We start from the raw sequence: 23,489 nt of genomic DNA, 5'->3' as shown, positions 1-23,489 counted from the left end.
TTAGCAGAGTGAACAGCAGTCCAAAATAAGGAAGTAAAGTACACGCATGGACAGACACTTTAATTACGAATGTGAATAAGTGGCAGGGTTGCACTGAGAGTGTCTGTCCATAGTTGGTTAAAAAACTGTTTGTAGGTGCCACCATTGCCAAAAGTGAGGAGGTTATTTGCGTTTGAGGATATTGAGTAATCTTTACTTTGGCTTTGAAAAAGTGTCTGTCCACTGTATTTGTCTTCAGTTAGAGCAGAGGCGCTCATTATACTTTTTGGGTGACTGTCCATCATCTTCATTCAAACTTTTTAGAGATGAAATTGATTAGTGAGTGTCTGTCCGAACCCGTACTTACCTAGCGTCAGATGAAAGCGACCCAATCTCGTAGTAATTTTTTAGTAAAAAATAGGTTAGTTTCTATTTATTTGGCATGCCACGTGCGAGTCATAGACTTCAGGTAAACCAAAAGCTTGAAATAATGTGTTTGTTCACCTGCTTAAATAGCAGGGCACTGGACAGACACTTTATGTTCAACAAGGAGGAACAATGTCTAGCAATATTAAGAAATCGATGTGGAAAGCGATGTCAGATAGCCCAAAGGTAATGGTAAGTCTGGTCGGTGAGGACATGCATGCTGAGCCAATGTATGCTCAACTTGATAAAGAAGCTGATGGCGAGTTTTGGTTCTACACGAGTCGCGACAACCGCATCGCGAAAGGTGGTAAAGCAATGGTTCACTTTGCATCGAAGGGGCACGATGTGTTTGCGTGCATTCGAGGCAATCTCACCGTTGAATCACGTAAAGAGGTGATTGATAAATATTGGTCTAAACCTGTAGAAGCATGGTTTGAAAAAGGTAAAGAGGATCCTTCACTATTAATGCTTCGCTTTGAGCTTATAGATGCGGAAGTGTGGGATGCAGACCCTTCACTCAAAGGCATGTTCAAAATGATGACGGGAAAAACGGTGAAGCCAGAAGAGATGGGAGAACATGAAAAAGTCGAGCTTTAACACAGCATTATGGACCAATTGTATGACTAAGCTTTGAGGCGTGGGACACTTACTCAAAGGAGCGAGTGTCTGTCCACAAGGGATTGTTTATTGCGATTGTTGGCTGATAATTAAGTGACTGTCCATTATCAACAATGAAAAGCTTGTTAAGCAGTTACGAGTGTGTGTCCACTTTAGTTTCAAAGTTAGTGCAGTAAATAAGTGTCTGTCCAAAGTTAGCTTCATTACTGTTAAAGCAACAAAAAAGCCCCTTAAAACCAAAGCAATTCGGTCTCAAGGGGCTTTCGTTATTTATAGCTATTTACTGTATAGCGTTTAGCTAAAAACTAAGGCAAAACTTTTTTGTAAGGTTTAACCACAACACTTTCATAAACACCCGCTTCAATATACGGATCAGCGTCTGCCCATGCTTGAGCAGCTTCAAGTGAATCAAACTCTGCTACTACTAGCGAACCAGTGAATCCGGCTGGGCCAGGATCTGGGCTATCTACCGCAGGGAAAGGGCCAGCCATTATTAAACGGCCCGCATCTTTCAATGCATTCAGACGTTCAAGGTGAGCAGGTCGAGCCGCTAGGCGTTTTTCTAGACTGTCCACTACATCGGTTGCGCAAATCATATATAGCATACGTTTATCCTTTTGCCGTAGCGGCTTTCATGCTCTCAACAAAGCTACCAAGTTCGCTTAGCATTTTGTGACTGTCCGATAAATTAGCAGCAATGATATTTACTGTTGCCGAACCAGAGATTGCGCCAGCAGCTCCAGCGTCAATAGCAGATTTAACCTGTTCCGGTGTAGAAATACCAAAGCCTAACAATGCTGGTGCTGCATTATGTTTATTCAAGCGCTCAATAAGCTCTGAAGCAGGAACATTTGCCGCAGTTTCTGCGCCAGTAACGCCCGCACGGCCTAACAGGTATGTATAGCCTTTTGAGTATTCCCCGATTTTTTCCATGGTTTCATCGGTAGCATTCGGCGGTGCAATCAGAATTTGTGAAATGCCCGTTGCTTCCGCTGCCTTCTGGAAAGGTGCCGCCTCGCGAATTGGCACGTCGGCAACCAAAATTGAGTCAACGCCTGCATCCTGCGCCTTGTTGTAAAAGTTCTCGATACCCTGGGCCATTACCAAGTTGCTATAAAGTAGCAAGCCGATAGGCACCTCTGGGTATTTTGCGCGAACTCGCGAAATTACGCCCAAACAATCTGATACTGTCACTTTGCTCTCTAGAGCGCGAATTGCCGACGCTTGGATAGTCGGGCCATCAGCGATAGGGTCAGAGTAAGGTATACCTAACTCAAGTGCGTCCGCTCCGCTTTCTATTAACTTACAAATAATAGCCTCAGATTGCGCTAAATCGGGGTCACCCACCATTACGAAAGGTACGAAAGCGCCTTGGTTCTTTTCATCAAGGCCGGCAAACATTTGTGCATATCTATCCATTATAAATCGTCCCCTAAAATGTTGATAACGTGCGCTAAATCTTTGTCGCCACGACCTGATAAGTTAACTACGATGATGGTTTCTTCTTCCGCTTCGTCGGCCATGTTAAGGGCATGCGCTAGAGCATGGGACGATTCAAGGGCAGGAATAATTCCTTCCTTTCTTGCCAGCAATTGGAAAGCGTTCAGCGCTTCCTCGTCAGTGGCAGCTACGTATTCTGCTCGACCAATGTCATGAAGATAAGCATGCTGAGGGCCAACAGCAGGGTAGTCGAGACCAGCTGATACTGAGTAGCTTTCTTCAATCTGGCCTTCTTGGTCTTGCATGATAAAAGTGTAAGCGCCGTGAAGAATACCTTTTGTGCCCGTAACGATAGTTGCACCGTGCTCTTTGGTGTGCACGCCTTTGCCCGCAGGCTCGACGCCCACTAAACGTACAGAAGGCTCATCAATGAAGTCTGCAAACATACCAATGGCATTTGAGCCTCCACCTACACATGCCACTACGGCATCAGGCAAGCGGCCTTCTTTTTCCATAATTTGTGCACGAGTTTCTTCGCCAATCATGCGGTGATATTCACGAACAATAGTCGGGAACGGGTGTGGGCCCGCGGCTGTACCTAACAAATAGTGCGCTTTATCATAGTTTGCTGACCAGTCGCGCATAGCTTCGTTTACGGCATCTTTAAGGGTACCAGAGCCCGCGTTTACAGGAATTACCTCTGCGCCCATAAGCTTCATACGGAACACGTTTGGTGCTTGACGTTCAACGTCTTTTGCACCCATATAAATACGTGCTTTTAGGCCAAGCAACGCACATGCTAACGCAGTTGCTACACCGTGCTGACCTGCACCAGTTTCGGCGATAACTTCTTTTTTACCCATGCGCTTAGTAAGTAGCGCTTGACCTAATACCTGGTTAGTTTTGTGAGCACCACCGTGAAGTAGGTCTTCACGCTTTAGGTATAATTTTACCTTTGGGTTACTCACAAGGTTGCGAGTCAACGTCATTGACGTTGGGCGACCAGCATAGTCTTTTAATAAAGATAAAAACTCTTCGTTGAAGGCTGGGTCGTCTTTAGCATCCAAAAATGCTTTTTCCAATTGGTCTAGCGCTGGAATAAGTAGCTCGGGCACGTACATGCCACCAAATTCGCCAAATTTTGTATCTAACTGGTTCATTACGTTGTCCTGTATTTAAATTAGTAACGGCGGCAAATGGCAAAAAGCGCGTCGAGTTTTTCTTCGCTTTTCACGCCGGGTGCGGTTTCTACACCTGAATTAACATCAATAGCACCACTGCCGGTTGCAATAGCATCTGCAACGTTCTGGGCGTTAATACCGCCAGCAAGCACTAACTTATGCTTCGCTTCGATATCGTTTAATAACTGCCAGTTGAAGGCTTCGCCTGTACCGCCTTTTGCATCGCCTACTTGGCAATCCAAAAGAACGCGGCTGATAAGGCTGTTATTTAAGTGTCTGTCCACTGTTTCTGGTAGGGCGCCAGAAGAAGTTGCTTTAACGCCTTCGACTTTCCAAATCTCACAACCTTCTGGTAGTTTGTCTGCAAGCGTGGAAATATAGCTTTCGTCTTCACTACCGTGTAGCTGAACGGCAAACAAATTGAGTGAATCAGCAAGAGAAGCAACGTCATCAATGTCGTGATTAACGAACACGCCAACAAAAGCGCCATTAACGCTTTGAGCTATATTCAAAGCCTGTTCTTCACTCACGCAGCGTGGCGATTTTTCAGCAAAGATAAGCCCACCGAAACTTGCGCCCTTATCAAACGCCATTTGTGCTTGTTCGGGGCTGGTAAGTCCACACACTTTAACTGCACCATTTACCAACGTTTTTACTGCGCGCGGTAGGTCAGCTTCGGCCATTAGCGCACTGCCCACTAAAAAGCCTTGAGATATAGGTGCTAAACGAAGTACATCTTGGTGTGTGTATATGCCCGACTCTGAAATAACCACGTAGTCGTGGGTGGCTCTTTCAAGCATGGGCACAAGGCGTTCGGTTGTGGCTAAATCGGTAGAAAGGTCGCGTAAGTTGCGATTATTGATACCAATGATGTTGGCTTCAAGGGCAATAGCGCGCTCCATTTCTTCTTCATTACTTACTTCGGTAAGAATGTCTAATGACAGAGCATTAGCAACGCTTTCCAATTCGCGATATTCATCATCATCTAGCACACTAAGCATTAATAGCACGGCATCAGCATTGTAGTGACGGGCTAAATACACTTGGTAAGTATCAACAAAAAAGTCTTTGTTAAGCACAGGCTGAGCAACACGCTCAGTAACATAAGCTAAGTACTCAAATTTACCTTGGAAGTACTTCTCGTCTGTTAATACAGAAATACCCGCCGCATAGGGTGTGTATGCCGCTAAGATCTCGTCTAAATCAAAATGCTCTCGAATAAGGCCTTTTGACGGTGATGCTTTTTTGCATTCGAAAATAAAGCCTGCGTTTGGCTCACTTAGCGCTGCAAATAAACTCTTTTGGGACGGAACTAGATTCGCTTTAAAGCTTTCTAGCGGCAGCGCCTCTTTGCGTGCAGCCACCTCTTCGCGTTTGTCTGCAACAATTTTCTCAAGCACATTAGCCATTCGTGCTTACCTCCTGAGTAATTTTGGCAACTTTCGTTAACAACTGCATCGGCAACCCTTCGGCCATCGCATTCATCGCCATTTCGGCCCCTTCTTTAAAGGTTGAGGCTTTACCGGTTACTTTCAACAATGCTCCGCAGTTCATAGCGATAGCAGCGCGATGTGCCTCTTTACCTTCGCCGTTTAGCGCTGCCTCAACAAACTGTCTGTTTTCTTCAGGCTCGCCACCTTCAATCGCAGAAAGTGGGTAATGAGGCAAACCGAAGTCTTCAGCGGTAACGGTAAGCTTGCGAATATCGCCATGCTCAAGGTCGTAAATTATTGATTCGCCGTGAAGTGCTAGTTCATCTAAGCCGTCGCCGTGCACTATCATTGCGCGATGTTGGCCAAGCAGCATAAGGGTTTTTGCATAAGGTTCAAGCAGTTCGGGAGAGTATACGCCGAAAACGCCATGAGTTGGACCCGCCGGGTTTGCCAGTGGCCCAAGTATATTGAACAGGGTTCTGGTCTTCATCGCAGCGCGGACGGGGGCTGCGTGGCGCATGCCCGCGTGATAAACCGGCGCAAAAAGAAATGTGAAATTTGCTTCATCTAAGCACTTGCGGGAAGTTTCTGGGCTTATCTCTAAGTTAAGCCCAAATTGGCGAAACAAATCGGCTGATCCAGATTTGCTCGATACGCTTCGGTTACCGTGTTTGGCCACCTTCACGCCACAAGATGCGGCAACGACGCCGGCAGCGCTGGAAATATTAATGGTGTTGTGGCCGTCTCCTCCTGTACCCACAATGTCGGCAAACTCATAAGAGGGTGAGGGAAAGGGCAGTGCATTTGCAACCATGGCACTCGCTGCACCCGCAATTTCGCTGGGTGATTCTTTTTTCATTTTCAGCGCAGTCAGCACTGAAGCAATCATCACCTCGCTTTGCTCACCGTGCATGATGCTGTTAAACAAGCTGTATGCTTCGGTTTGCGACAGTGATTCGCGCAGCATAATTTGTTCTAGTAGAGGGCCTGCGTTAAGCATGGTTCGCTCCCTGTAACGTTAAATAGTCAATACTTTGCTTTAACAGCAAACTGCCGTGGGCTGTTAAAATAGATTCTGGGTGAAACTGAAAACCCAACATGCGATTTTCGCTATTGTAAACTGCCATTACGGCTTCGCTTCCGTCGTCGTTCACGGTAGATGCGCACACAGTAAGGTTTTCAGGCAATGTATGTGCCACTAACGAGTGGTATCGTGCTACGTGTAAAGGCTGCTGTAAGTCTTTAAACATAGCGTCTTCAGAATGGGTGATTGCTGATGACTTACCGTGCATAACTTGGCTGGCGCGACCTACGGTGCCGCCGTAATGCTCAACAATGGCTTGGTGTCCTAAGCAAATTCCAATAACGGGGAACACGCCGTGTACCTTTTTAAGTAGCTCAGGCATACAGCCCGCTTCACTGGGTGCCCCTGGACCTGGCGACAGCATAAGAAGCACAGGGCCTTTCGTTGCTTGTTCCTGCATTCTTTCAAACAGAGCATTTGCTGAAACCGTGTTGCGATACACCTTAATGTCTAGATTTAAGGTGCGCAGTTCGTCCACAAGGTTGTAGGTAAACGAGTCTACATTGTCGAGCAAAAATAGGGTGGTCACTTGCTGATTCATGCGTTGCCTCCTTCATTTAATGCAACGTTGATACTTTCAGCTTCTTCTTGTAGCGCTGCTTTTACTGCACCAATTACCGCTTGTGCCTTAGCGCGGGTTTCATCAGCTTCAGCTTGTGGAACCGAGTCATATACTACGCCTGCACCCGCTTGAATATAAGCCGTGCCATTTTTCACAAACGCTGAGCGAATGACTATACAGGTGTCCATATCGCCTTGACCATTTAAGTAGCCAACCGCGCCGCCATAACTGCCGCGGCGTTTTTTCTCAACTTCGCGAATTAACGTCGCTGCGCTTACTTTTGGTGCGCCAACTAGAGTGCCCATGTTCATGCAGGCTTGATAAGCGTGCAGTGGGTCTAAGTCGTCACGTAGCTGGCCAACCACGCGCGACACCAAGTGCATCACGTGAGAGTAACGGTCAACTTTTAGCAAGTCTTTCACATAGCGCGTGCCTGGACGACTCACCTTTGCAACATCATTACGAGCAAGGTCAACCAGCATAATGTGCTCAGACTTTTCTTTGGTGTCTTCGCGAAGATTAAGTTCAATACGGCTGTCTAAATCTCTGTCGATACTGCCATCAGGGCGCTTGCCGCGCGGACGGGTACCCGCAATCGGGTAAATCTCTACCTGATTACTTTCTCTTTCGTATTTAAGCGCTGATTCAGGAGAGGCACCAAATATGCTGAAAGCGGCATCTTGCATGTAAAACATGTAAGGGCTTGGGTTTGATTCTTTAAGTTTAGCGTAAGCAAGTAGCGGCGACGGGCAGGGGAGAGAGAATGTGCGCGAGGGCACAACCTGAAAAATGTCGCCGGCTAAAATGTGCTGTTTTAAGTCCAGCACATGGTTGCAAAACTGTTCATCACTTAAATCAACACTCACTTCGACGCTTGGGGCAAAAGAAGAAAGTGACTGTCCGTTTTGAGTTTCGTTTGAGTTTTCTGAGTCGGAAACGAGTGACTGTCCGCTTTGTGCTTCACTTCCTACATCAGCAATCTTTGCTGTATTTGCACCTACTAGCACAGGCTCAGCGGGCATGTCGTGTAGCTGCTGATGAATTGCTTCTAAGCGCTGAGCAATGGCAAAGTAATGCTGGGCAACGTCTTGTCCGCTAAAAACACTGCCAATTAAATGTGTCTCGCGGGTTTGGTGGTCAACGGTAATTAAAGTTTCTGCCAAGTAAAACACAAAGTCTGGACAGTCATTTTCACCTTCTGCAACATGAGGTAACTTTTCAAAGCCTGCAAGCATGTCGTAGGCAAATACACCGCCTAAGAAAACCGCGTGGGGATGTTGGCGGATAGGCGTTATTTTATTGATAACAATGCGAAGCGCGTCCATTACGCTTGCGGCCTTTAAGCGGCTGTCTTCGTCAAGCTCGCCGTCGGCTTCATCACACACTAGCGTAATTGAAGTGTCTGTCCTTTCTTTAACTCGCAAGCCGTCGGGGGCATGAGAGGCAAACAAAGGCAGTACTGAAGCGCCGTTGCCTGTTAGAGCTTTTACTTCAACACGATTGCCTCGGCATTCCATGCGCAGGGCTGCATCGACCATTAATAAGCTTTGTAAATCGTCTTTTGAATCAATTTCTGCTGACTCTAAAAGCAGCGCGTTGCTTTTACTTCCACATAGGTGGGCAAACGCGGCAAGTGGGTCGTCTACGTAGTGCCCCACTTGCTCAATTGTCTCTACCTTACCTGGGGACGTCCCCAGTTCCGCTAAACTCATTTTTGCTACTCTCCAACTGCAAAAAGATAAAAAAAAGGCCCGTATAAACGGGCCTTTATGTGTTTTCATTCACGCACTACTGTGCACACCGCCCGTTAAGTTAGGGAGTGCCACCACCAAGCTGCAACTGTCGTTGCTGTCGAAATGTCGTATGAATGCATGAATTACTCGTTGTTTTTTCAAACTTCAATAGGATTTGAAGCTGTTAGTACGTATACTTTGTGTGTATAGAAGAAAACAAATTGCCCTTTGTGTCAACCTAAAATTTGCATAAGACATTGAAAATAGATCTACATAGCCACACAAAATTCTCTGATGGCCACTTAACGCCAGAAGAATTAATCCTTCGCGCGCACACCATGCAGGTGGATGCGCTTGCCGTTACCGACCACGATACCGTAGCCGGTTTGGAAGAAGCACACGCTACTCAAGCCAAGCAAAAACGTGCATTAACCATCATTGATGGTGTTGAAATTTCCACCACTTGGCATAGTTTCGATATCCATATTGTTGGATTGAATGTGGACAGACACTGCGCAACATTTCTTGAAAGGCTACAAGGTCAATCGGAAACTCGTGAAGCTCGGGCTGAAAAAATTGCCAGTAAGCTTGAAAAGTGCGGGTTTGAAGGTGTTTTAGCGCGTGCAAAAGCGCTAGCGGGCGTTGGCCAGGTAACACGAGCTCACTTTGCACGGGTATTGGTAAACAATTACGGTGTGCCCAGTATGGACGCCGCGTTTAAAAAGTATCTGGGCAAGGGTAAACGCGCGGCAGTAAAAGCTGAGTGGCCAAGCATTGAAACGGCTATTGAGTGGATCCACGATGCAGGCGGCCAAGCTGTATTGGCTCACCCAGCCCATTATGACATGACAGCCAAATGGCTTAGGCGCTTAGTTGCCCTTTTTGAACAAGCGGGTGGTGATGCTATTGAAACCGCGTTTCCTGGCATCAATAAAACAAAGCAAGAGCTTATTAATGAGCTTGCACAAACCCATCAATTGTTAGCATCAGCGGGCTCTGATTTTCATTTCCCTTCTCGCTGGACTGAATTAGGTAAAAACTTGGGCATTAGTAGTAAGCTCACGCCGGTGTGGCATAATTGGCAGCAGTTTGAAGGGCAGATGGCTGAAAGCTAGGAAAATCTAATTTGCTACGCTCACGGTATAAATGGATGACGTAAGGCAAATGGTTCACGTGCAGTTGATGCGAGCTATTGCTAATTAAAATGCTGAGAGTCGGTTAGTAAAAAGCCCAAAAGCGAATTTAACCAACAAGCTTAATAAGTGGACAGTCACTTACCCCGTTGGCAAAGTGGTAGTATCAATCTGCGCGTTTAAGAAAAGGAAGTAATTATGAGTCAATTTTTCTATGTGCACCCCGACAACCCGCAAAAACGCCTAATCAGTCAGGCTTGTGAGTTAATTCGAGAGGGGGCAGTGGTGGTGTATCCGACAGACTCAGGCTACGCCATAGGTTGCCAAATGGAAGACAAAAAGGCGCTTGAGCAATTGTGTCGTATTCGTCAAATCGATAAAGACCACAACTTTACCTTAATGTGTCGAGACATGTCTGAGCTATCAATTTACGCAAAAGTTGACAACACGGCGTTCAGACAAATTAAGAACAACACACCTGGGCGTTACACCTTTGTGTTGAAAGCGACCCGCGAAGTACCAAAGCGTTTGCAAAACCCTAAACGTAAAACCATAGGTATTCGCGTACCCGACAACGCTATTGCACTTGCATTATTGGAGGAGCTGGGCGAACCGTTGATGTCTACGTCTTTGATTTTGCCAGGTAACACCATGGCCGAATCAGACCCGGATGTCATTCGCGACAACTTAGAAAAGCAAGTAGGGCTTATTATTCACGGTGGTTACATTGGAGAGCAGCCCACTACCGTGGTTGATTTGTCGGAAGACACGCCGGTAATTGTGCGACATGGCACGGGCGAACCGTCTCCCTTTGAGTAACTTTCGTTTTACTGTTTTTTCGAACAGATTGCTGTAAATAGCTTATTTTAAATAGCTTCTTTTGCTTGTTGCAGGTGAAAGTTATAGTAGGGACCGTAAGCTAAATTTCTAAGGCCTGTCGTGCGTTGATGTATAACAATGTTCGATGGGTCCTAGCATGAACGCGTAAATAATAATATCAATAATCGCCGCTTTGTTAGCGCGTAAAAACGGTTGTGGAACTGTGTCAGAGCTTGTTGAAGAAAATAATAACGATAACGAGGCCTCCGGTAAAAAGGGGCTTGCGACACCTGTTCAGCAACCGTTGCCACTTGCGTTTATTAATGGCGAAGCGCTAATTAAAAAACCTGAAGATCTTTTCATTCCCCCAGATGCGCTAGAAGTCATACTAGAAACCTTCGAAGGGCCACTCGACTTACTGCTTTATCTAATTAGAAAACAAAAGTTTGATATCACCACACTGCCCATCGCTGATGTTACCAAGCAGTATATGGAATATGTGGATGCCATGATGTCGCTAAAATTAGAACTAGCGGCAGAGTACTTGTTGATGGCAGCCATATTGGCAGAAATTAAGTCCAGGCTTCTACTACCTAAACGCAGTGATGATTCCGACGAAGAAGAAGACCCTCGCGCAGAGCTCATTCGCCGATTAAAAGAATACGAGCTAGTAAAGCAAGCGGCAGAAGATTTAGATATTCAGCCTAGACTTGAACGGGATATTTTCACCACTCACGTTGAACTAAGTGAGAGTGTGGCGCCAATTCGCATTGAGCCCGACGTGTCTTTAGCCGAAATTGTATTAGCGTTCAGTGCGGCCATGAAGCGCGCTGAAGCGTTTGAACACCATACCATTGCGCGGGAAGCACTGAGTACGCGAGAGCGTATGTCGCTCATCTTATCGTTACTCACAACAACAGAATATACGCCGCTTGAACACCTATTTACGGTTGAAGAAGGTAAAGCTGGTGTAGTGGTTTGCTTCTTAGCAATTTTAGAATTAGTAAAAGAACAGCTAATTTTATGCATTCAGGCAGGTCCTTATGCAAAAATTCATGTAAAATTAGGTGCCCATGAAGAAAATTAACACGGCGCAGCTTAAACAATTGGTAGAGGCAGCAATATTTGTTGCTGATAAACCTATTTCAAAGCAGCATTTAAAAGAAACGGTACTCAATGAGTTTACCGTCGCTGATAGAACCTTGAGTAAGGTGATTAACGAGCTAAAGTTAGACTATCAGCCAAGAGGCATTCAACTGGTGGAAGTAGCAAGTGGCTATCGCTTTCAGTCGTTAGATGCGTTAAGCCCGTGGTTAAGTAAATTGTGGCAGGAAAATGCGCCAAAGTATTCTAGAGCAATGCTCGAAACCTTGGCACTCATTGCCTATCGTCAACCTATAACCCGCGGAGAAATAGAGCAGGTAAGGGGCGTGGCGGTAAGTAGTAATATTATAAAGACACTCACAGAACGAGACTGGGTAAAGGTAGTAGGCCACAAAGAAGTGCCTGGGCGACCAGCGCTTTATGCAACTACCAAAGGTTTCTTAGACTATTTTTCGATGACGTCGTTGAGCGATTTGCCCAATGCTGACGTTTTCGAAAACATGGCAGAAAGCGTTGCGTCAGACTCGCCGCTTAAGGTGTTAAATGAGGCACCGTCAGAATAGACCGTGCGACCGTAAACAAGCAATTAAAGAGTGAAAACCCATGACTGAAAAGTTGCAAAAAGTACTGGCTAACCAAGGGCTAGGCTCGCGACGAGAAATGGAACGTTGGATTGAAGAAGGCCGAGTATCGGTCGATGGCACCAAAGCAACATTAGGAGATAGAGTCGATCATACTGCGCAAATTCGTGTGGATGGTCATTTGTTATCTCGCCAGACAGAACAGCCAATTTGCCGTGTGTTGATGTACAACAAACCCGAAGGTGAATTGTGTAGCCGTCACGACCCTGAAGGGCGCGATACGGTATTTGACCGCCTACCCGCTATTCGACTAGGGCGCTGGATCACAGTGGGTCGTCTAGACATGAACACCAGTGGCCTGCTGTTATTCACCAACGATGGTGAATTGGCAAACCGCCTAATGCACCCAAAATGTGAAGTAGAGCGCGAATACGCAGTACGTGTATTCGGTGAGGTAACAGGAAAAACGCTACATACCCTTCAAAAAGGTGTAGAGCTGGAAGACGGCGAAGCAAAGTTTTTGACAATTTCAGGTGCGCCTACGCCGCAGCATGCTGAAGATGAAAGCATGAACCGTTGGTATAACGTGACGTTGAAAGAAGGGCGTAACCGCGAAGTGCGTCGTCTTTGGGAGTCGCAAGGCGTGCAGGTTAGCCGCCTGATCCGTGTTAAATATGGCCCAATTGAACTGCAAAAGCGTCTACCGCAAGGGGCGTGGGTAGAACTAGGATTAGAAGACGTGAACGCGCTTCGTAGCCATGTTCAACTGCCGGATGAAACGCAAACTATGGTTAATGTACGCCAGGGTAAGCTTGACCACGCGCGTTTAAGCCGTATGCGTCGCTCGGTTAAAAAGCATAAGGTGCGCAAGCAGCAAGGCTTGAATAAACGTGCTGGACGTCCTGGCAAACGTAAATAGTATCTAACTATATCTAACTATATCTAAGTGAGTACTCAAGGCCGCTAGCAGACGCTAGCGGCCTTTTTTATACCAGTGTTAAACACAAGTCCAATAACAACCAGAGTTGTTTAATTAACCCTATTAATCATTAAGCGCGTTTCGATCTTCTTTTCAAACCGTGGCGTAGGAAATTACGAATCAGCTACGTCAAAGTAGTTAAAGGCACACGGAATAGGAGATTGTTATGAAAGACATGCCTCAACTAGGAATGGGAACGTTTCGTTTAAAAGGTGACGAGGCCCGTGAATCAGTAAGTAAAGCCCTAAAAGTAGGGTTTAGGCATATTGATACCGCACAGATCTATGATAACGAAGCTGAAGTTGGCGATGCTATAAAAACCAGCGGGCTAGATAGGAGCGAGCTATTTGTTACCACCAAAGTGTGGCATGAATCCTTGGGCGACGATCACTTTATCCCAAGTGTTCACGAAAGCTTAGAAAAGCTGAAGCTAGAGTATGTAGATTTACTTCTCATTCATTGGCCGTATCCAGGAAATGATATTTCACTAGAGAGTTACTTAGGCAATCTTGCCAAGGCGAAAGAGCTAGGACTTACGCGTCATATAGGGGTATCTAATTTCACTATCGATTTGCTAAACAAGGCTGAAGAAATTTTAGGTGAAGGCGAAATGTACACCAATCAAATTGAAATACATCCTTTCATGCAAAACAAAAAAGTAGTGGAAGCTGGCAAGGAAAAAGGCATTAGAGCTACCGCGTACATGCCGTTTGCTGTGGGAAAAGTAATGAAAGACGAAACGCTTTTAAACATTGCTCAAGACCATAATGCTACGCCGGCGCAAGTGGTATTGGCGTGGATGGAAAAACGTCACATTTACGCGATTCCTTCATCAACCAGTGAATTACACCTAGCGGAAAATTTAGCTTATGGTGGTGTTAAACTTAGTGAAGAAGAGCTTGTTCTTATTGACGACCTGGATAATGGCGAACGTATTGTTAACCCCGATTTTGCGCCCAGCTGGGATTAAGGCTTAACAAAGCTAGCATTTTGTTAGGGTGTATATAATACGGTGAATAAGGCTAGCGTAAGTTTACTAGCCTTGTTTTTTTTCGTTGTATTCGACATCAATTTAAGGCCGCTTTATTGGTTACATCCGCGGCCTTTTAATACTTCTTATTTCAGCAAATACAATCGATTCAGTGCTTAGAGCGAATGGTGAGTTCGTTGAAAAAGGCCTTTTTCAGAAAAGCTTTTCTCAAAAAAATGCCGTCTACATAAGCTTAATATATAAAGCTTGCATTCATAAAAGCTTCCATTCATAAAGCCATCGACTAAATCGTTAAACACTTTGAGCGACGGGTTCAATCTCTTTGATTACTTTGGCTGGGTTACCGCCTATGACTAGGTTATCTCCAAAAGATTTGGTTACCACCGCGCCAGAAGCCACAACCACATTATCACCCAATGTCACACCAGGGTTTATCACCGCCATTCCACCAATCCAGCAGTTATTGCCAAGTGTAATAGGCTTAGCGAACTCTATACCTGTTGCTCTTTGCGCGGGGTCTATAGGGTGGGTGGCTGTATAAAGCCCTACTTGAGGCGCAATCATACAGTTGTCACCAATGCTCACCTTTGCCGCATCCAAAATGACACAATTAAAATTGGCATAAAAGTTTTCGCCAACGTGGATATTTTCGCCGTAATCGCATTTAAACGAAGACTCGATGTATAGTCTTTTTCCTGTGCTGCCAAACAATTGTTTTAGCAATCTAGTACGCTTTTTGTGGTCACTTTGACAAGTTGCATTAAGCTCGTCTAATTGAATACGGCATTGCTTACGCAACGCCGTTAAGGTTTTGTCTGACGGGTAATATAAATCGCCAGCAAGCATTTTTTCATGTTCAGTCATGTATTTCCGAAACATCAAGCCTTGTTGTTAAAGCGGCTACGTTACTTTGGACCGCCGTAGCTTACAATGACTTTTTGCTTTAGTTCATCGCTCTCAATATCTAAATTTACAGGGCGATGTAAAATGATGTTGCCATCTACAGTAACAGAGCCACTAATTGATAGCGTGGGTATGTTATTCGACTTTTTACCCCAAGAGCTTTCACTTTCTTTATACACAATGTCACCCGCAACATGGGATGAACCCGTCAATGTGATATCACCATTTAATGTTTTGATGTGTTTCTCAATGGTTGTATCAACAACGGTGATATCACCGTTTACAGTTTCAACGCTAGCGCCAATCATGCTTTGTGTAGGAAGCGTAACATTTCCATTTACCGTTTCTATCCCCTTAACCACACTCAGATTCGTATCTGCGCTTACATCACCATTTACAATATCAATATTTCGGACAGTCACATGGCTACCCATTTCAAGATTACCGTTAACAATGCTGACTTCATCTGCGCCAGCGTTATCGCTAATTTCCACATTGCCGTTTACAGAAGATATATCCCCAGCATGCTTTCCTTCGGCAATGTCGATATTACCCAGAATTGAACTGAAATCACTGCCTTCCAAAGCGTTTGCGTTGCCGACATGGATAACGCAGCCACTTAGTAGAGTGGCGGAGAGCAACATAGCAGCACTGGCAATTATCGACTTTTTCATATTCTTATATCCTTAATGGTTTTTATATACTTTAGATAGCACGCTTTAATGATGTTGGTACTAAACACAAATTTTGATATGACGTGTTATGTGTTTATCACCTTTATTTTCTAAATCAGCTTTATCACGTATCGTGCCATTCTTTAAAAGTTAATTAAATCATAAGGTTAATGCGTTTTTGTGAAAAGGGAGAGCGAGCGTAGTGGCGTGATGCCAAGTTTTATAACTTTTACCGCCAATAGATAGCGAATTTGACCATCCGAATTAACATGCACTTAAGCATAGAAGTGGACAGACACTTACTTAGCTTTAATAAACGAACTGGACGCTCTAATTTAGTGGTAAAGCTCCGACAAGGCTGTTTATCTAAATATTCTTCAACAAAGTATCGAGTTAAAAACATTGTGAGTGTGTGTCCACGCAGTACAGGCGTGAAGTGATTAGGTTGCAGAAGAGCGAGTGTGTGTCCACCAAGTACAGGTGCGACGTGAATAGTTTGCAGGAAAGCGAGTGTGTGTCCACGGAGTACAGGTGCGACGTGAATAGTTTGCAGGAAAGCGAGTGTGTGTCCACGAAGTACAGGTGCTGTCTTCGAACTTAAATAGTATGTTGGTATTTATAGTTTTTATTTTTTGTTGAGGTGAGAAACGATGGTGAGGATTTATCATAATCCAGAATGTGGAACGTCTAGAAATGTACTTGCAGTGATTAGAGCTGCGGGATATGACGTAGAGGTTATTGAGTATTTAAGTGTAGGGTGGGAGCGCGAGCAGCTAAGTTATTTATTACACGCAGCAGGCTTGACCCCTCGACAAGCGCTTCGGACAACAAAGTCGCCTGCAGCTGAGTTAGGGCTGCTTGATGAGTCAGTGAGTAACGAGGCTATCTTCGAATTGATGTTGAAGCACCCCATATTAGTGAATAGGCCTATTGTTTGCATTCCCAAAGGTGAGTGTAAAAAGTCTGCTTCTTTTTCTAACCAAGTAGACGAGGGAAGAGCTGTTTCTAGTGACCTAAAAGAAACAGTGAAATTATGCCGCCCAAGTGAAGCTGTATTGGATATTTTACATGTATGGCCACAAGGCCCTTTTGCTAAAGAAGACGGTACACCACTAATTGACCAAGACGGTAAACAAGTAATTTAAACGGAGTAGTTTATGACGGACAAATATGCACAGCTGAACAAAGCCAAAAGGCTCGCATTGGCCTGTTTGGTTTTTGCCGCAGGCGTATTTGTCTTTACAGTATTACTACCCAAGTTCTACCCAAATTTACAGGGTGCATGGTGGTTAGGGCTTATAAAAATGGCGAGTGAGGCGGCGCTTATCGGTGGTCTTGCTGACTGGTTTGCTGTAACCGCGTTGTTTAAACCAATACCAGCCCAGTATCCCATTCCCCATACCAATATCGTGGCAAGTAATAAGTCAGTTATTGCTAATAATTTGTCGGTATTCGTTAAAGAGAAATTCTTTCACCCCGAAGCGATAGAAAAACTGATTCGAGACAGTGACCCTGCGAAGGGCGCTGGAAGATGGTTGTCATACGAGAAAAACGCTACTCGCTTAAGTCGCTTTCTATGTGACGCTTTTGCCGGTGTGTTACGTGTGCTTGATGACAAACCTGTTAAAGCATTTATTGCTAAAACTGCGCAGAAGGGTATTAACCAACTTGATCTTAGGCAGCTAATGGCTACTTCGCTAAGCGCGGTGACGAAAGAACGCCAGCACCAAGTCGTACTCGATAGGGTGTTAGGGAAACTAGCTAAACTGCTCGCAGAGCCCGAAACTCAAATTTATATAGCAGATACTTTAGTGGTTTGGTTAAAAACTGAGTACAGCCGCATCGAAAAGCTCTTGCCGTCTAGCTGGCTAAGCGAACAGGGTGCGCTCATAGCTGTTAAAGCCGTTTCAAGTATTTTAGAAGATATATACGAGGATGAGCACCATCCTATTCGCCATGCTTTCGACGAACAGGTGCATGAGTTTTTATACGAGCTACAGCACAGCCCGTTAATGGAGAAAAAGGTAAATAGCTATCGTGAAAAAATCATCAATGACCCAGCATTAAATACCTATGTTCAGCAATCATGGGCCAAATTCCATCAATGGCTTTTAACGTCACTTGAAGAGCAAAATGGCAAAGCAGAAACTAAAGTGTCGGGTCTTCTAAAAGATTTGGGCACAACGTTAACGCAAGACAGTGAGTTGGCAAAAGCGTTTAATAAACATATTGGTGAAGCAGCAAAATATATGGCGCCAGAATTAGCTGAGTTTCTAACGCGCCACATTCGCGACACCATCAATAGTTGGGATGAACGTGAAATGGCTGAGCAGGTAGAACTAAATATTGGTCGTGACCTACAAAAAGTGCGCATAAACGGTACCATCGTCGGAGGTCTAATAGGTGCAATATTGTTTGGGGTCGAGGCGCTACTAGGCCTCTAGCCATTTATAAAAGCAAGTCGGATTAGCAGGCATGGGGATGTATTGCGTAAATATTGCAGTGTTAATCAGCGCTGAAAGCAAACTAAAAAACAACTATTTCAGCGCTTGGTATTGGCAACGGACCTTAAACAAGCCTACTTAGCCGTTAGCGCAAATACCAAATTATCAGCGTCTACTTTGCCTTTCAAACCGCCTTCAAGCACAGAACGCTCTAACCTTTGGATGTTGTAGTCGCCAGCATAAAGTGTATCAACGGTTTTTTCGTTTACGCTAAATGGAGGGCCGGCCATTTCATTCTGGTCATACTCGAATGAGATGATTAGCTGAGGGGCACATTGAGTAATAGCAATTAGGTGGGCAGCGTATTGCTCGCGAAGAGGGTTAGGCAGTGCAACCAAGGCTGCTCTATCGTAAACGCCCGTAACATCGCCTATATCGCTTGATGTGAGTTTAAAAATATCGCCCACGTATATGGTTAAGCCGTCTTTGGTGTAAACCTTGCCCTTCGCAGTGGTAGTAACGTTAGGCTCGGCACCAAGCTCTTCAAATAGCTGTATGATAGCCATTTCGCTCAGCTCAGCACCTACCACCTCACAACCTTGGGAAAGTAGCCAGCCGATGTCACGGGTCTTTCCGCATAGTGGAACAAATATGCGTTTGAAAGTAGTGCTCGAGTTTTCGTTACCAAGCAGAAAATGGGCATATTTGACAAGAAGTGCATTCCCTTCAGGTTCGTGAAATCCAATTTCGTTTTTTTGCCATTTGCTGTGCCAAAAACTGTGTTCCATATAGACCTCAATCAGGTGAGCTATGTAACTCGAAAAACAGGCATTTTTACCAAGGGTATTAGAAACTAAAAAGGTAGCGTGAAAACGCTACCTTTTTAAACATGATTAGTTATCAAGCGGTGTGTTGAAGTCTTCAGATAACTCGAAGTCGCCTTCAACAGTCGTCACTTTGTCATCTACAAAGTTTATCACCATTTGCTTCTGAAAATCTTTTCCGCGCTTTTCCATACCGCGTTTCATATCGTAAACGTAGTACCAAGTGTCATCATCGAACGAGTCTTGAACAACAGGGTTGCCTAATACATAAATAACTTGTTCTTTTGTCATTCCAACGCGCAGCTTTTCAACGTCTCTTTGATCAAGGAAGTTTCCCTGGGGAACGTCGATACGATATATCCAGTTCGAGCAAGCGGTTGATGTAAGTGTGATACCAAGAATTACTAATAGGTGTTGCAACTTCATGCGTTAATTTGTCCAGTATTGCCTTTGTTAGTGTCAATGAACTTCGCTAAAGCGAATTTCGAGACTGTTTTATTGCAAGCGCGAAGGCATGCTACATTGACAACTATGACCAATCAACTGCATTTTAGTTCGATGCTGCGCTTTTTAGCAGTTCTTTTGCGTTTGCTAAGGCCGATTTGGTTACTTTGTCACCGGCTAGCAATCTCGCCAACTCATCAATACGGTCTTGCTTGGTAAGCGGTAGCATTTGAGTTTCAGTGCTTTGCCCATCAGTGAGTTTAGTAACGAACAGCTGGTTATGCGCCTGCGCAGCTACTTGTGGTAAATGCGTTACACACATTACTTGAGACTGCTTGCCCAGTTTGCGCAACAGACCGCCAACGATAGATGCAGTTGGCCCGCTAATACCTGTATCGACCTCATCGAAAATCATGGTAGGCGTTGCGTGATTGTCACTTGCAATTACCTGAATAGCCAACCCTATACGTGATAACTCACCACCTGACACCACTTTTTCTAACTTGTCTGCATCCTGCCCCGGGTTGGTAGACACTTTGAACTCGACAGTATCAAGACCTGTGCTAACAGGTTTCTTAAGTTCATCGTACTGAATTTGAATATCGACTTTTGCATGAGGCATATTCATTTGACGAATCTGAGCTTCGATATCTTTACTTAACTTACCAGCAGCACGGTTCCTGCTTTCAGACAACCCTTTGGTTGCAGTTAGGTATGTTGCTCGCGCTTCTTCTACTTCGCCTTCAAGTGTACCCAATAGTGTTTCTTGTTCAGATAGTGAATTGAATTCAGCGGCTAGCTCTTGATGGTGTTGATATAGCCCTTCTGGCATAACGCTATGTTTACGTGCCAGCTCCATTGCCTTAGCATAGCGCGCTTCAACTTGCTGTAGACGAAGTGGGTCAATTTCTAATTGATCGCAGTAGCTACGCAGCTCTCCCGCAGCTTCTTCTACTTGAATTGCCGCGTCGTTTAGTAATGCTATCATAGGCGTTAGACTTGCATCATGGGCTTCTAATTCGCCTAAGCGCTCAATGCTGCTTTGAATTACTGATAAAGCGTTGCCTTCATCATTCTCATATAAGTTGTACACGCTAGTTTGCGCTTGTTCTAAAAGGCTTTGACCATTGCTCAAGCGCTTGTGCTCTATTTCCAACTCTTCGAACTCGCCCTCTTCAATAGCAAATTCATCGAGCTCTTGCACCTGATAGGTTAACAGCTGAATTCTATCTTCTCGCTGCTGTGCTTGCTCTTGAAGTGTCTTTAGTGAGCGTTGCTTATCACGCCAGATTGAATGAGTTTCTGCAACTTGCGCTAACAATTCATCATGCTTAGCGTAACCGTCAACTAGATCTCTTTGATGATCTTCTTTCAACAGTTGCAGGTGTGTGTTTTGACCGTGAATGGCTAACAAATATTGGCCTAAGCCTTTTAACTGCTGAAGTGAAGCGGGAATACCATTGATAAACGCTTTTGAGCGACCTTCTTTAGAAATAACTCTGCGAATAAAGCAGCTGTTTTCATCCTCGTCTGAGGTAAGTTCATGTTCATCGAGAAAAGCTTTAGCTAACGCGTTATTGCTCAAGGAAAAGTGTGCGATGATTTCAGCTTTCGTACTTCCTTTACGCACAGCATTTGCGTCGGCACGTTCGCCTAAGCACAAGCTTAACGCATCAATAGCAATTGATTTACCTGCGCCGGCTTCACCGGTTATTGCAGTAAGTCCGTTTTCCAGTTGAACCGATAGTTGTTTTACAACAGCAAAATTAGAAATAGAAAGATGCGCTAACATAACCACACTCGAATAAGTTGAACATGATGATATATACAGTAACTGATAATATATACAGTATTTTGGCTGTGTAAAGTTAAGTCGTAAAAAAATTACGCTAAAAATAAGAAGGAAGCTAATAAAGGGCGAGAAATCAATGTTATATGTCCGCAGGGTTATATGGGGTTATGAGTAACCTGCAGAAACGAAATTAATGAGAATGCGTGTTTTACAGAAATTTATACAGTACTAATCTAAGTGAAATGCGACAGCAAAAAGCCTATCTATGAAGAAAGCTTGCAAGCCAATACGTTGACTGCTGTAACGGTTTTTTAAAACTAAACATCAAAAAGGAGAGCTTAAGCTCTCCTTTTGAATTCCAACTTTAATTGAACTATAAATAGCCAGATAACTATATAATATTCAATAAAAAAGCTTACTGCTGCAACTCACCGCTTCCAGATTCAATGTGCGCGCGTACGAACCACTGAAACTGTTCTAGGTCTGCCAGCTGACCAGTGATCATATCTTCTGATACTGGGTCAATTTCACCAAGAAGCTCTAGCGCCTTTCTATGGTCGCCATTTACACCATCATATACAGCATCTAGTGCTTTAAGGTGGTCGAGTACTAAACCTTTTCCTAGTTCGTAATCGTTCCAGCTGCGACCTTCAACAATGGCTTTTGGTGTGCCTTTTGGTACGCCGCCTAACGTTGCAATACGTTCGGCAATGGTGTCTGTCATTTCGCGTACTGCATCTACCTGAGGGTCTAGCATTTCATGTACGCCAATAAAATTTGGTCCTACCACATTCCAGTGAATGTGCTTTAAGGTTAACTGTAGATCTAATAGTGCAACCAATCGCTGATCCAATACCTTAATTGTTTTGGCAGCAGCATCGTTATCCATTCCAGGGGCTGTAAATTTGATATTGGTGTTACTCATGATATCTCCTATTGAATGTAAATAAATCAGCACGATGTAAAACATCATAAGGGGCAAAATCTCACTTGCCCTGTGCCAACAACTTACCTAGACAGTTGCAACGGGTATGCCGAAATCTGAGAGTTTTATAAGTACACGTTTTTAATAGAGAAATAGGGAAAGATTAAAAAATCTTTATTTTTCAATCCTGTAGCAATTACGAAAATGCTACAGGCTTATGTAATAAATGCACATTGGGAAAAATGAATGGGGTATGTGACTAGTAAAGCTTACTGCCCCAACCTAGCTTTTTGCGAAGTACGTTGAAATAGCTGTAGCCCTTGGGGTGAACAAGATGAAGCTTGTCTACGCTCTTATTAATGCGGATTTCATCACCAGGCAATACGGGTAGAACAATGTGGCTATCACAACTTACCTGCAGCGAGTCACTGTTTACCTTTGATACTTTCATTGATACCTGACTGTCTGCATCAACAACTATGGGGCGACTGCTCAGTGTGTGAGGAAACATAGGCACCAGCGTTAGTGCATCAAGCTTTGGCATAATGATAGGGCCGCCGGCTGAAAGAGAGTATGCAGTCGAGCCTGTAGGTGTGGCTACTATCAATCCATCGCTTCGCTGACTGAATACGAATTGCTCATCGATATAAATTTCAAATTCCATCATATGAGCAACTTTGCCGTGGTGCAGTACCACTTCATTTACGGCAGAATTGTTACTTTTAAGCTTTTCGTGCCGATAAACTTCGACTTCAAGTAAGAAGCGCTCTTCAACCACGCACTCACCATTGAAGATAAGGTCAAGCTGTTGAACGATATCATCAGGGTGAATATCTGTTAAAAAGCCAAGATTGCCGCGGTTGACGCCTACAACATGGATGTCAAAACGCGCCAGTACACGGGCGGCACCAAGCATGCTGCCGTCACCACCTACTACAACGGCAAGGTCAGCCTCTTTACCAATAGTAACAAGGTTACAGCTTTTGAAGTTTTCAGTTTCAAGCTCTTCAGCAATACTTTCCTCAACGAGTAGTTTGCAGCCTTTGGCTAATAAATATTCGGCAAGAATATTTAAGCTGTCATGGGTTGCAGCGTGCTGAGGTTTTCCAATTAAAGCAACGGTTTGATAGGGCATGGAATGCTAATGTCCTTTCATTTCCAATGGTCGGACATTAGCACAGGTATTTTGCAAAATAAAAGCGTAAAACGTTACAGAGTGCAAGGTTTAGCGATCTTCTAATCGATTATAGTCGAGCAGGCCGCCTTCAATAGAGGAGTGTTTGCTAGACCACTGAGTCTGTTTGTCGCTTAAAGTCCAATAATTTGGGATTGTACGGCGCATGCTAACCTAGTCGAGCAGGCAGTCGGATTAAAGTGGTGATAACATTATTTTTACATTGTCATTGCTTTAGGCATTTCG

At 44.5% G+C, this 23,489-nt stretch carries 24 protein-coding genes; 9 read left to right on the top strand and 15 right to left on the bottom strand.

Translation table 11 applies throughout. The annotated features are described in order from the left end of the window. Positions 1-537: 537 nt before the first annotated feature. Positions 538-1,002 (top strand): pyridoxamine 5'-phosphate oxidase family protein, encoded by a 465-nt coding sequence (locus ACXACS_RS14935; protein WP_474807742.1) that lies wholly within the window; start codon positions 538-540, stop codon positions 1,000-1,002. A 326-nt stretch (positions 1,003-1,328) separates the two neighbouring features. On the opposite strand, the gene ACXACS_RS14930 is transcribed toward ACXACS_RS14935, so the two are convergent. The 7 genes from ACXACS_RS14930 to ACXACS_RS14900 are packed head-to-tail and all read right to left on the bottom strand — an operon-like array spanning position 1,329 to position 8,435. Next, complete coding sequence (locus ACXACS_RS14930; RefSeq protein WP_474807741.1) at positions 1,329-1,628, bottom strand: YciI family protein; 300 nt, start codon at positions 1,626-1,628, stop codon at positions 1,329-1,331. A 4-nt stretch (positions 1,629-1,632) separates the two neighbouring features. Further along, complete coding sequence (trpA, locus tag ACXACS_RS14925; RefSeq protein ID WP_474807739.1) at positions 1,633-2,442, bottom strand: tryptophan synthase subunit alpha; 810 nt, start codon at positions 2,440-2,442, stop codon at positions 1,633-1,635. Then, positions 2,442-3,623 (bottom strand): tryptophan synthase subunit beta, encoded by a 1,182-nt coding sequence (gene trpB / locus ACXACS_RS14920; RefSeq protein WP_474807737.1) that lies wholly within the window; start codon positions 3,621-3,623, stop codon positions 2,442-2,444. Before trpB ends, trpA begins: the two co-directional genes overlap by 1 nt. Before the next feature lie 20 nt (positions 3,624-3,643). Then, a complete protein-coding gene (trpCF, locus tag ACXACS_RS14915) occupies positions 3,644-5,053 on the bottom strand; it encodes a bifunctional indole-3-glycerol-phosphate synthase TrpC/phosphoribosylanthranilate isomerase TrpF (protein WP_474807735.1) in 1,410 nt (469 codons plus the stop codon). Further along, positions 5,046-6,077, bottom strand: coding sequence for an anthranilate phosphoribosyltransferase (trpD, locus tag ACXACS_RS14910; protein ID WP_474807733.1), 1,032 nt, complete (start codon positions 6,075-6,077; stop codon positions 5,046-5,048). Before trpD ends, trpCF begins: the two co-directional genes overlap by 8 nt. Then, on the bottom strand, positions 6,070-6,702 hold the full coding sequence (locus ACXACS_RS14905; RefSeq protein WP_474807731.1) for an aminodeoxychorismate/anthranilate synthase component II: 633 nt from the start codon (positions 6,700-6,702) through the stop codon (positions 6,070-6,072). Before ACXACS_RS14905 ends, trpD begins: the two co-directional genes overlap by 8 nt. Next, positions 6,699-8,435 carry an anthranilate synthase component 1 gene (locus tag ACXACS_RS14900; RefSeq protein WP_474807729.1) on the bottom strand — a complete coding sequence of 579 codons (1,737 nt, stop codon included), beginning with the start codon at positions 8,433-8,435 and terminating at the stop codon, positions 6,699-6,701. Before ACXACS_RS14900 ends, ACXACS_RS14905 begins: the two co-directional genes overlap by 4 nt. Positions 8,436-8,713: 278 nt before the next feature. Between ACXACS_RS14900 and ACXACS_RS14895 the strand changes: the two genes are divergently transcribed. The 6 genes from ACXACS_RS14895 (at position 8,714) to dkgB (ending at position 14,042) form a co-directional block, all read left to right on the top strand. Beyond that, complete coding sequence (locus ACXACS_RS14895; protein WP_474807727.1) at positions 8,714-9,571, top strand: PHP domain-containing protein; 858 nt, start codon at positions 8,714-8,716, stop codon at positions 9,569-9,571. 216 nt (positions 9,572-9,787) lie between these two features. Continuing rightward, positions 9,788-10,408 carry an L-threonylcarbamoyladenylate synthase gene (locus tag ACXACS_RS14890; RefSeq protein ID WP_474807725.1) on the top strand — a complete coding sequence of 207 codons (621 nt, stop codon included), beginning with the start codon at positions 9,788-9,790 and terminating at the stop codon, positions 10,406-10,408. Between the two features lie 223 nt (positions 10,409-10,631). Then, complete coding sequence (locus ACXACS_RS14885) at positions 10,632-11,495, top strand: segregation and condensation protein A (protein WP_474807723.1); 864 nt, start codon at positions 10,632-10,634, stop codon at positions 11,493-11,495. Continuing rightward, positions 11,482-12,075 (top strand): SMC-Scp complex subunit ScpB, encoded by a 594-nt coding sequence (scpB, locus tag ACXACS_RS14880; protein ID WP_474807721.1) that lies wholly within the window; start codon positions 11,482-11,484, stop codon positions 12,073-12,075. The genes ACXACS_RS14885 and scpB overlap by 14 nt, the downstream gene beginning before the upstream one ends. Positions 12,076-12,115: 40 nt before the next feature. Beyond that, complete coding sequence (gene rluB / locus ACXACS_RS14875) at positions 12,116-13,012, top strand: 23S rRNA pseudouridine(2605) synthase RluB (protein ID WP_136781075.1); 897 nt, start codon at positions 12,116-12,118, stop codon at positions 13,010-13,012. 226 nt (positions 13,013-13,238) lie between these two features. Next, on the top strand, positions 13,239-14,042 hold the full coding sequence (dkgB, locus tag ACXACS_RS14870; RefSeq protein WP_474807719.1) for a 2,5-didehydrogluconate reductase DkgB: 804 nt from the start codon (positions 13,239-13,241) through the stop codon (positions 14,040-14,042). A gap of 312 nt (positions 14,043-14,354) precedes the next feature. Here dkgB and ACXACS_RS14865 read toward each other — a convergent pair whose 3' ends face one another. Together ACXACS_RS14865 and ACXACS_RS14860 are read right to left on the bottom strand one after the other, a co-directional pair. Then, positions 14,355-14,927, bottom strand: coding sequence for a sugar O-acetyltransferase (locus ACXACS_RS14865; RefSeq protein ID WP_474807717.1), 573 nt, complete (start codon positions 14,925-14,927; stop codon positions 14,355-14,357). A gap of 41 nt (positions 14,928-14,968) precedes the next feature. After that, on the bottom strand, positions 14,969-15,640 hold the full coding sequence (locus tag ACXACS_RS14860; RefSeq protein WP_474807716.1) for a DUF4097 family beta strand repeat-containing protein: 672 nt from the start codon (positions 15,638-15,640) through the stop codon (positions 14,969-14,971). 650 nt (positions 15,641-16,290) lie between these two features. Here ACXACS_RS14860 and ACXACS_RS14855 point away from each other — a divergent pair. Both ACXACS_RS14855 and ACXACS_RS14850 read left to right on the top strand, forming a co-directional pair. Further along, positions 16,291-16,785 carry an arsenate reductase family protein gene (locus ACXACS_RS14855; protein WP_474807714.1) on the top strand — a complete coding sequence of 165 codons (495 nt, stop codon included), beginning with the start codon at positions 16,291-16,293 and terminating at the stop codon, positions 16,783-16,785. 12 nt (positions 16,786-16,797) lie between these two features. After that, the gene (locus ACXACS_RS14850) at positions 16,798-18,084 is read left to right on the top strand and encodes a DUF445 domain-containing protein (protein ID WP_474807712.1); all 1,287 of its coding nucleotides are present in this window, start codon (positions 16,798-16,800) and stop codon (positions 18,082-18,084) included. Positions 18,085-18,218: 134 nt separating this feature from the next. Here ACXACS_RS14850 and tmpT read toward each other — a convergent pair whose 3' ends face one another. The 6 genes from tmpT to ACXACS_RS14820 form a co-directional block, all read right to left on the bottom strand. Continuing rightward, positions 18,219-18,872 carry a thiopurine S-methyltransferase gene (gene tmpT / locus ACXACS_RS14845; RefSeq protein ID WP_474807711.1) on the bottom strand — a complete coding sequence of 218 codons (654 nt, stop codon included), beginning with the start codon at positions 18,870-18,872 and terminating at the stop codon, positions 18,219-18,221. Positions 18,873-18,977: 105 nt separating this feature from the next. Next, on the bottom strand, positions 18,978-19,334 hold the full coding sequence (locus tag ACXACS_RS14840; RefSeq protein WP_179982924.1) for an outer membrane protein assembly factor BamE: 357 nt from the start codon (positions 19,332-19,334) through the stop codon (positions 18,978-18,980). Positions 19,335-19,458: 124 nt separating this feature from the next. Continuing rightward, on the bottom strand, positions 19,459-21,144 hold the full coding sequence (gene recN, locus ACXACS_RS14835) for a DNA repair protein RecN (protein ID WP_474807708.1): 1,686 nt from the start codon (positions 21,142-21,144) through the stop codon (positions 19,459-19,461). A 415-nt stretch (positions 21,145-21,559) separates the two neighbouring features. Beyond that, complete coding sequence (gene dps, locus ACXACS_RS14830; protein WP_014976104.1) at positions 21,560-22,069, bottom strand: DNA starvation/stationary phase protection protein Dps; 510 nt, start codon at positions 22,067-22,069, stop codon at positions 21,560-21,562. A 259-nt stretch (positions 22,070-22,328) separates the two neighbouring features. Next, positions 22,329-23,204, bottom strand: coding sequence for an NAD(+) kinase (gene nadK, locus ACXACS_RS14825; protein WP_014948959.1), 876 nt, complete (start codon positions 23,202-23,204; stop codon positions 22,329-22,331). Positions 23,205-23,294: 90 nt separating this feature from the next. After that, positions 23,295-23,411, bottom strand: coding sequence for a fatty acid cis/trans isomerase (locus ACXACS_RS14820; protein WP_474807705.1), 117 nt, complete (start codon positions 23,409-23,411; stop codon positions 23,295-23,297). Between the last annotated feature and the right edge of the window lie 78 nt (positions 23,412-23,489).

It is taken from the genome of Alteromonas sp. AWM4_230, from assembly GCF_056158305.1.
The sequence above is the reverse complement of the archived record's forward strand: the minus strand, read 5'-3'. Positions and strand labels throughout refer to the sequence as shown.

Coding starts and splice junctions, on each gene's coding strand:
- trpB (WP_474807737.1), bottom strand. CDS start 3,623: ATGAACCAGTTAGATACAAAATTTGGCGAATTTGGTGGCATGTACGTG.
- ACXACS_RS14900 (WP_474807729.1), bottom strand. CDS start 8,435: ATGAGTTTAGCGGAACTGGGGACGTCCCCAGGTAAGGTAGAGACAATT.
- ACXACS_RS14905 (WP_474807731.1), bottom strand. CDS start 6,702: ATGAATCAGCAAGTGACCACCCTATTTTTGCTCGACAATGTAGACTCG.
- rluB (WP_136781075.1), top strand. CDS start 12,116: ATGACTGAAAAGTTGCAAAAAGTACTGGCTAACCAAGGGCTAGGCTCG.
- ACXACS_RS14935 (WP_474807742.1), top strand. CDS start 538: ATGTCTAGCAATATTAAGAAATCGATGTGGAAAGCGATGTCAGATAGC.
- ACXACS_RS14850 (WP_474807712.1), top strand. CDS start 16,798: ATGACGGACAAATATGCACAGCTGAACAAAGCCAAAAGGCTCGCATTG.
- ACXACS_RS14820 (WP_474807705.1), bottom strand. CDS start 23,411: ATGCGCCGTACAATCCCAAATTATTGGACTTTAAGCGACAAACAGACT.
- trpCF (WP_474807735.1), bottom strand. CDS start 5,053: ATGGCTAATGTGCTTGAGAAAATTGTTGCAGACAAACGCGAAGAGGTG.
- ACXACS_RS14890 (WP_474807725.1), top strand. CDS start 9,788: ATGAGTCAATTTTTCTATGTGCACCCCGACAACCCGCAAAAACGCCTA.
- scpB (WP_474807721.1), top strand. CDS start 11,482: ATGAAGAAAATTAACACGGCGCAGCTTAAACAATTGGTAGAGGCAGCA.
- ACXACS_RS14930 (WP_474807741.1), bottom strand. CDS start 1,628: ATGCTATATATGATTTGCGCAACCGATGTAGTGGACAGTCTAGAAAAA.
- trpA (WP_474807739.1), bottom strand. CDS start 2,442: ATGGATAGATATGCACAAATGTTTGCCGGCCTTGATGAAAAGAACCAA.
- ACXACS_RS14840 (WP_179982924.1), bottom strand. CDS start 19,334: ATGAAGTTGCAACACCTATTAGTAATTCTTGGTATCACACTTACATCA.
- ACXACS_RS14860 (WP_474807716.1), bottom strand. CDS start 15,640: ATGAAAAAGTCGATAATTGCCAGTGCTGCTATGTTGCTCTCCGCCACT.
- ACXACS_RS14855 (WP_474807714.1), top strand. CDS start 16,291: ATGGTGAGGATTTATCATAATCCAGAATGTGGAACGTCTAGAAATGTA.
- trpD (WP_474807733.1), bottom strand. CDS start 6,077: ATGCTTAACGCAGGCCCTCTACTAGAACAAATTATGCTGCGCGAATCA.
- nadK (WP_014948959.1), bottom strand. CDS start 23,204: ATGCCCTATCAAACCGTTGCTTTAATTGGAAAACCTCAGCACGCTGCA.
- ACXACS_RS14865 (WP_474807717.1), bottom strand. CDS start 14,927: ATGACTGAACATGAAAAAATGCTTGCTGGCGATTTATATTACCCGTCA.
- dkgB (WP_474807719.1), top strand. CDS start 13,239: ATGAAAGACATGCCTCAACTAGGAATGGGAACGTTTCGTTTAAAAGGT.
- tmpT (WP_474807711.1), bottom strand. CDS start 18,872: ATGGAACACAGTTTTTGGCACAGCAAATGGCAAAAAAACGAAATTGGA.
- dps (WP_014976104.1), bottom strand. CDS start 22,069: ATGAGTAACACCAATATCAAATTTACAGCCCCTGGAATGGATAACGAT.
- recN (WP_474807708.1), bottom strand. CDS start 21,144: ATGTTAGCGCATCTTTCTATTTCTAATTTTGCTGTTGTAAAACAACTA.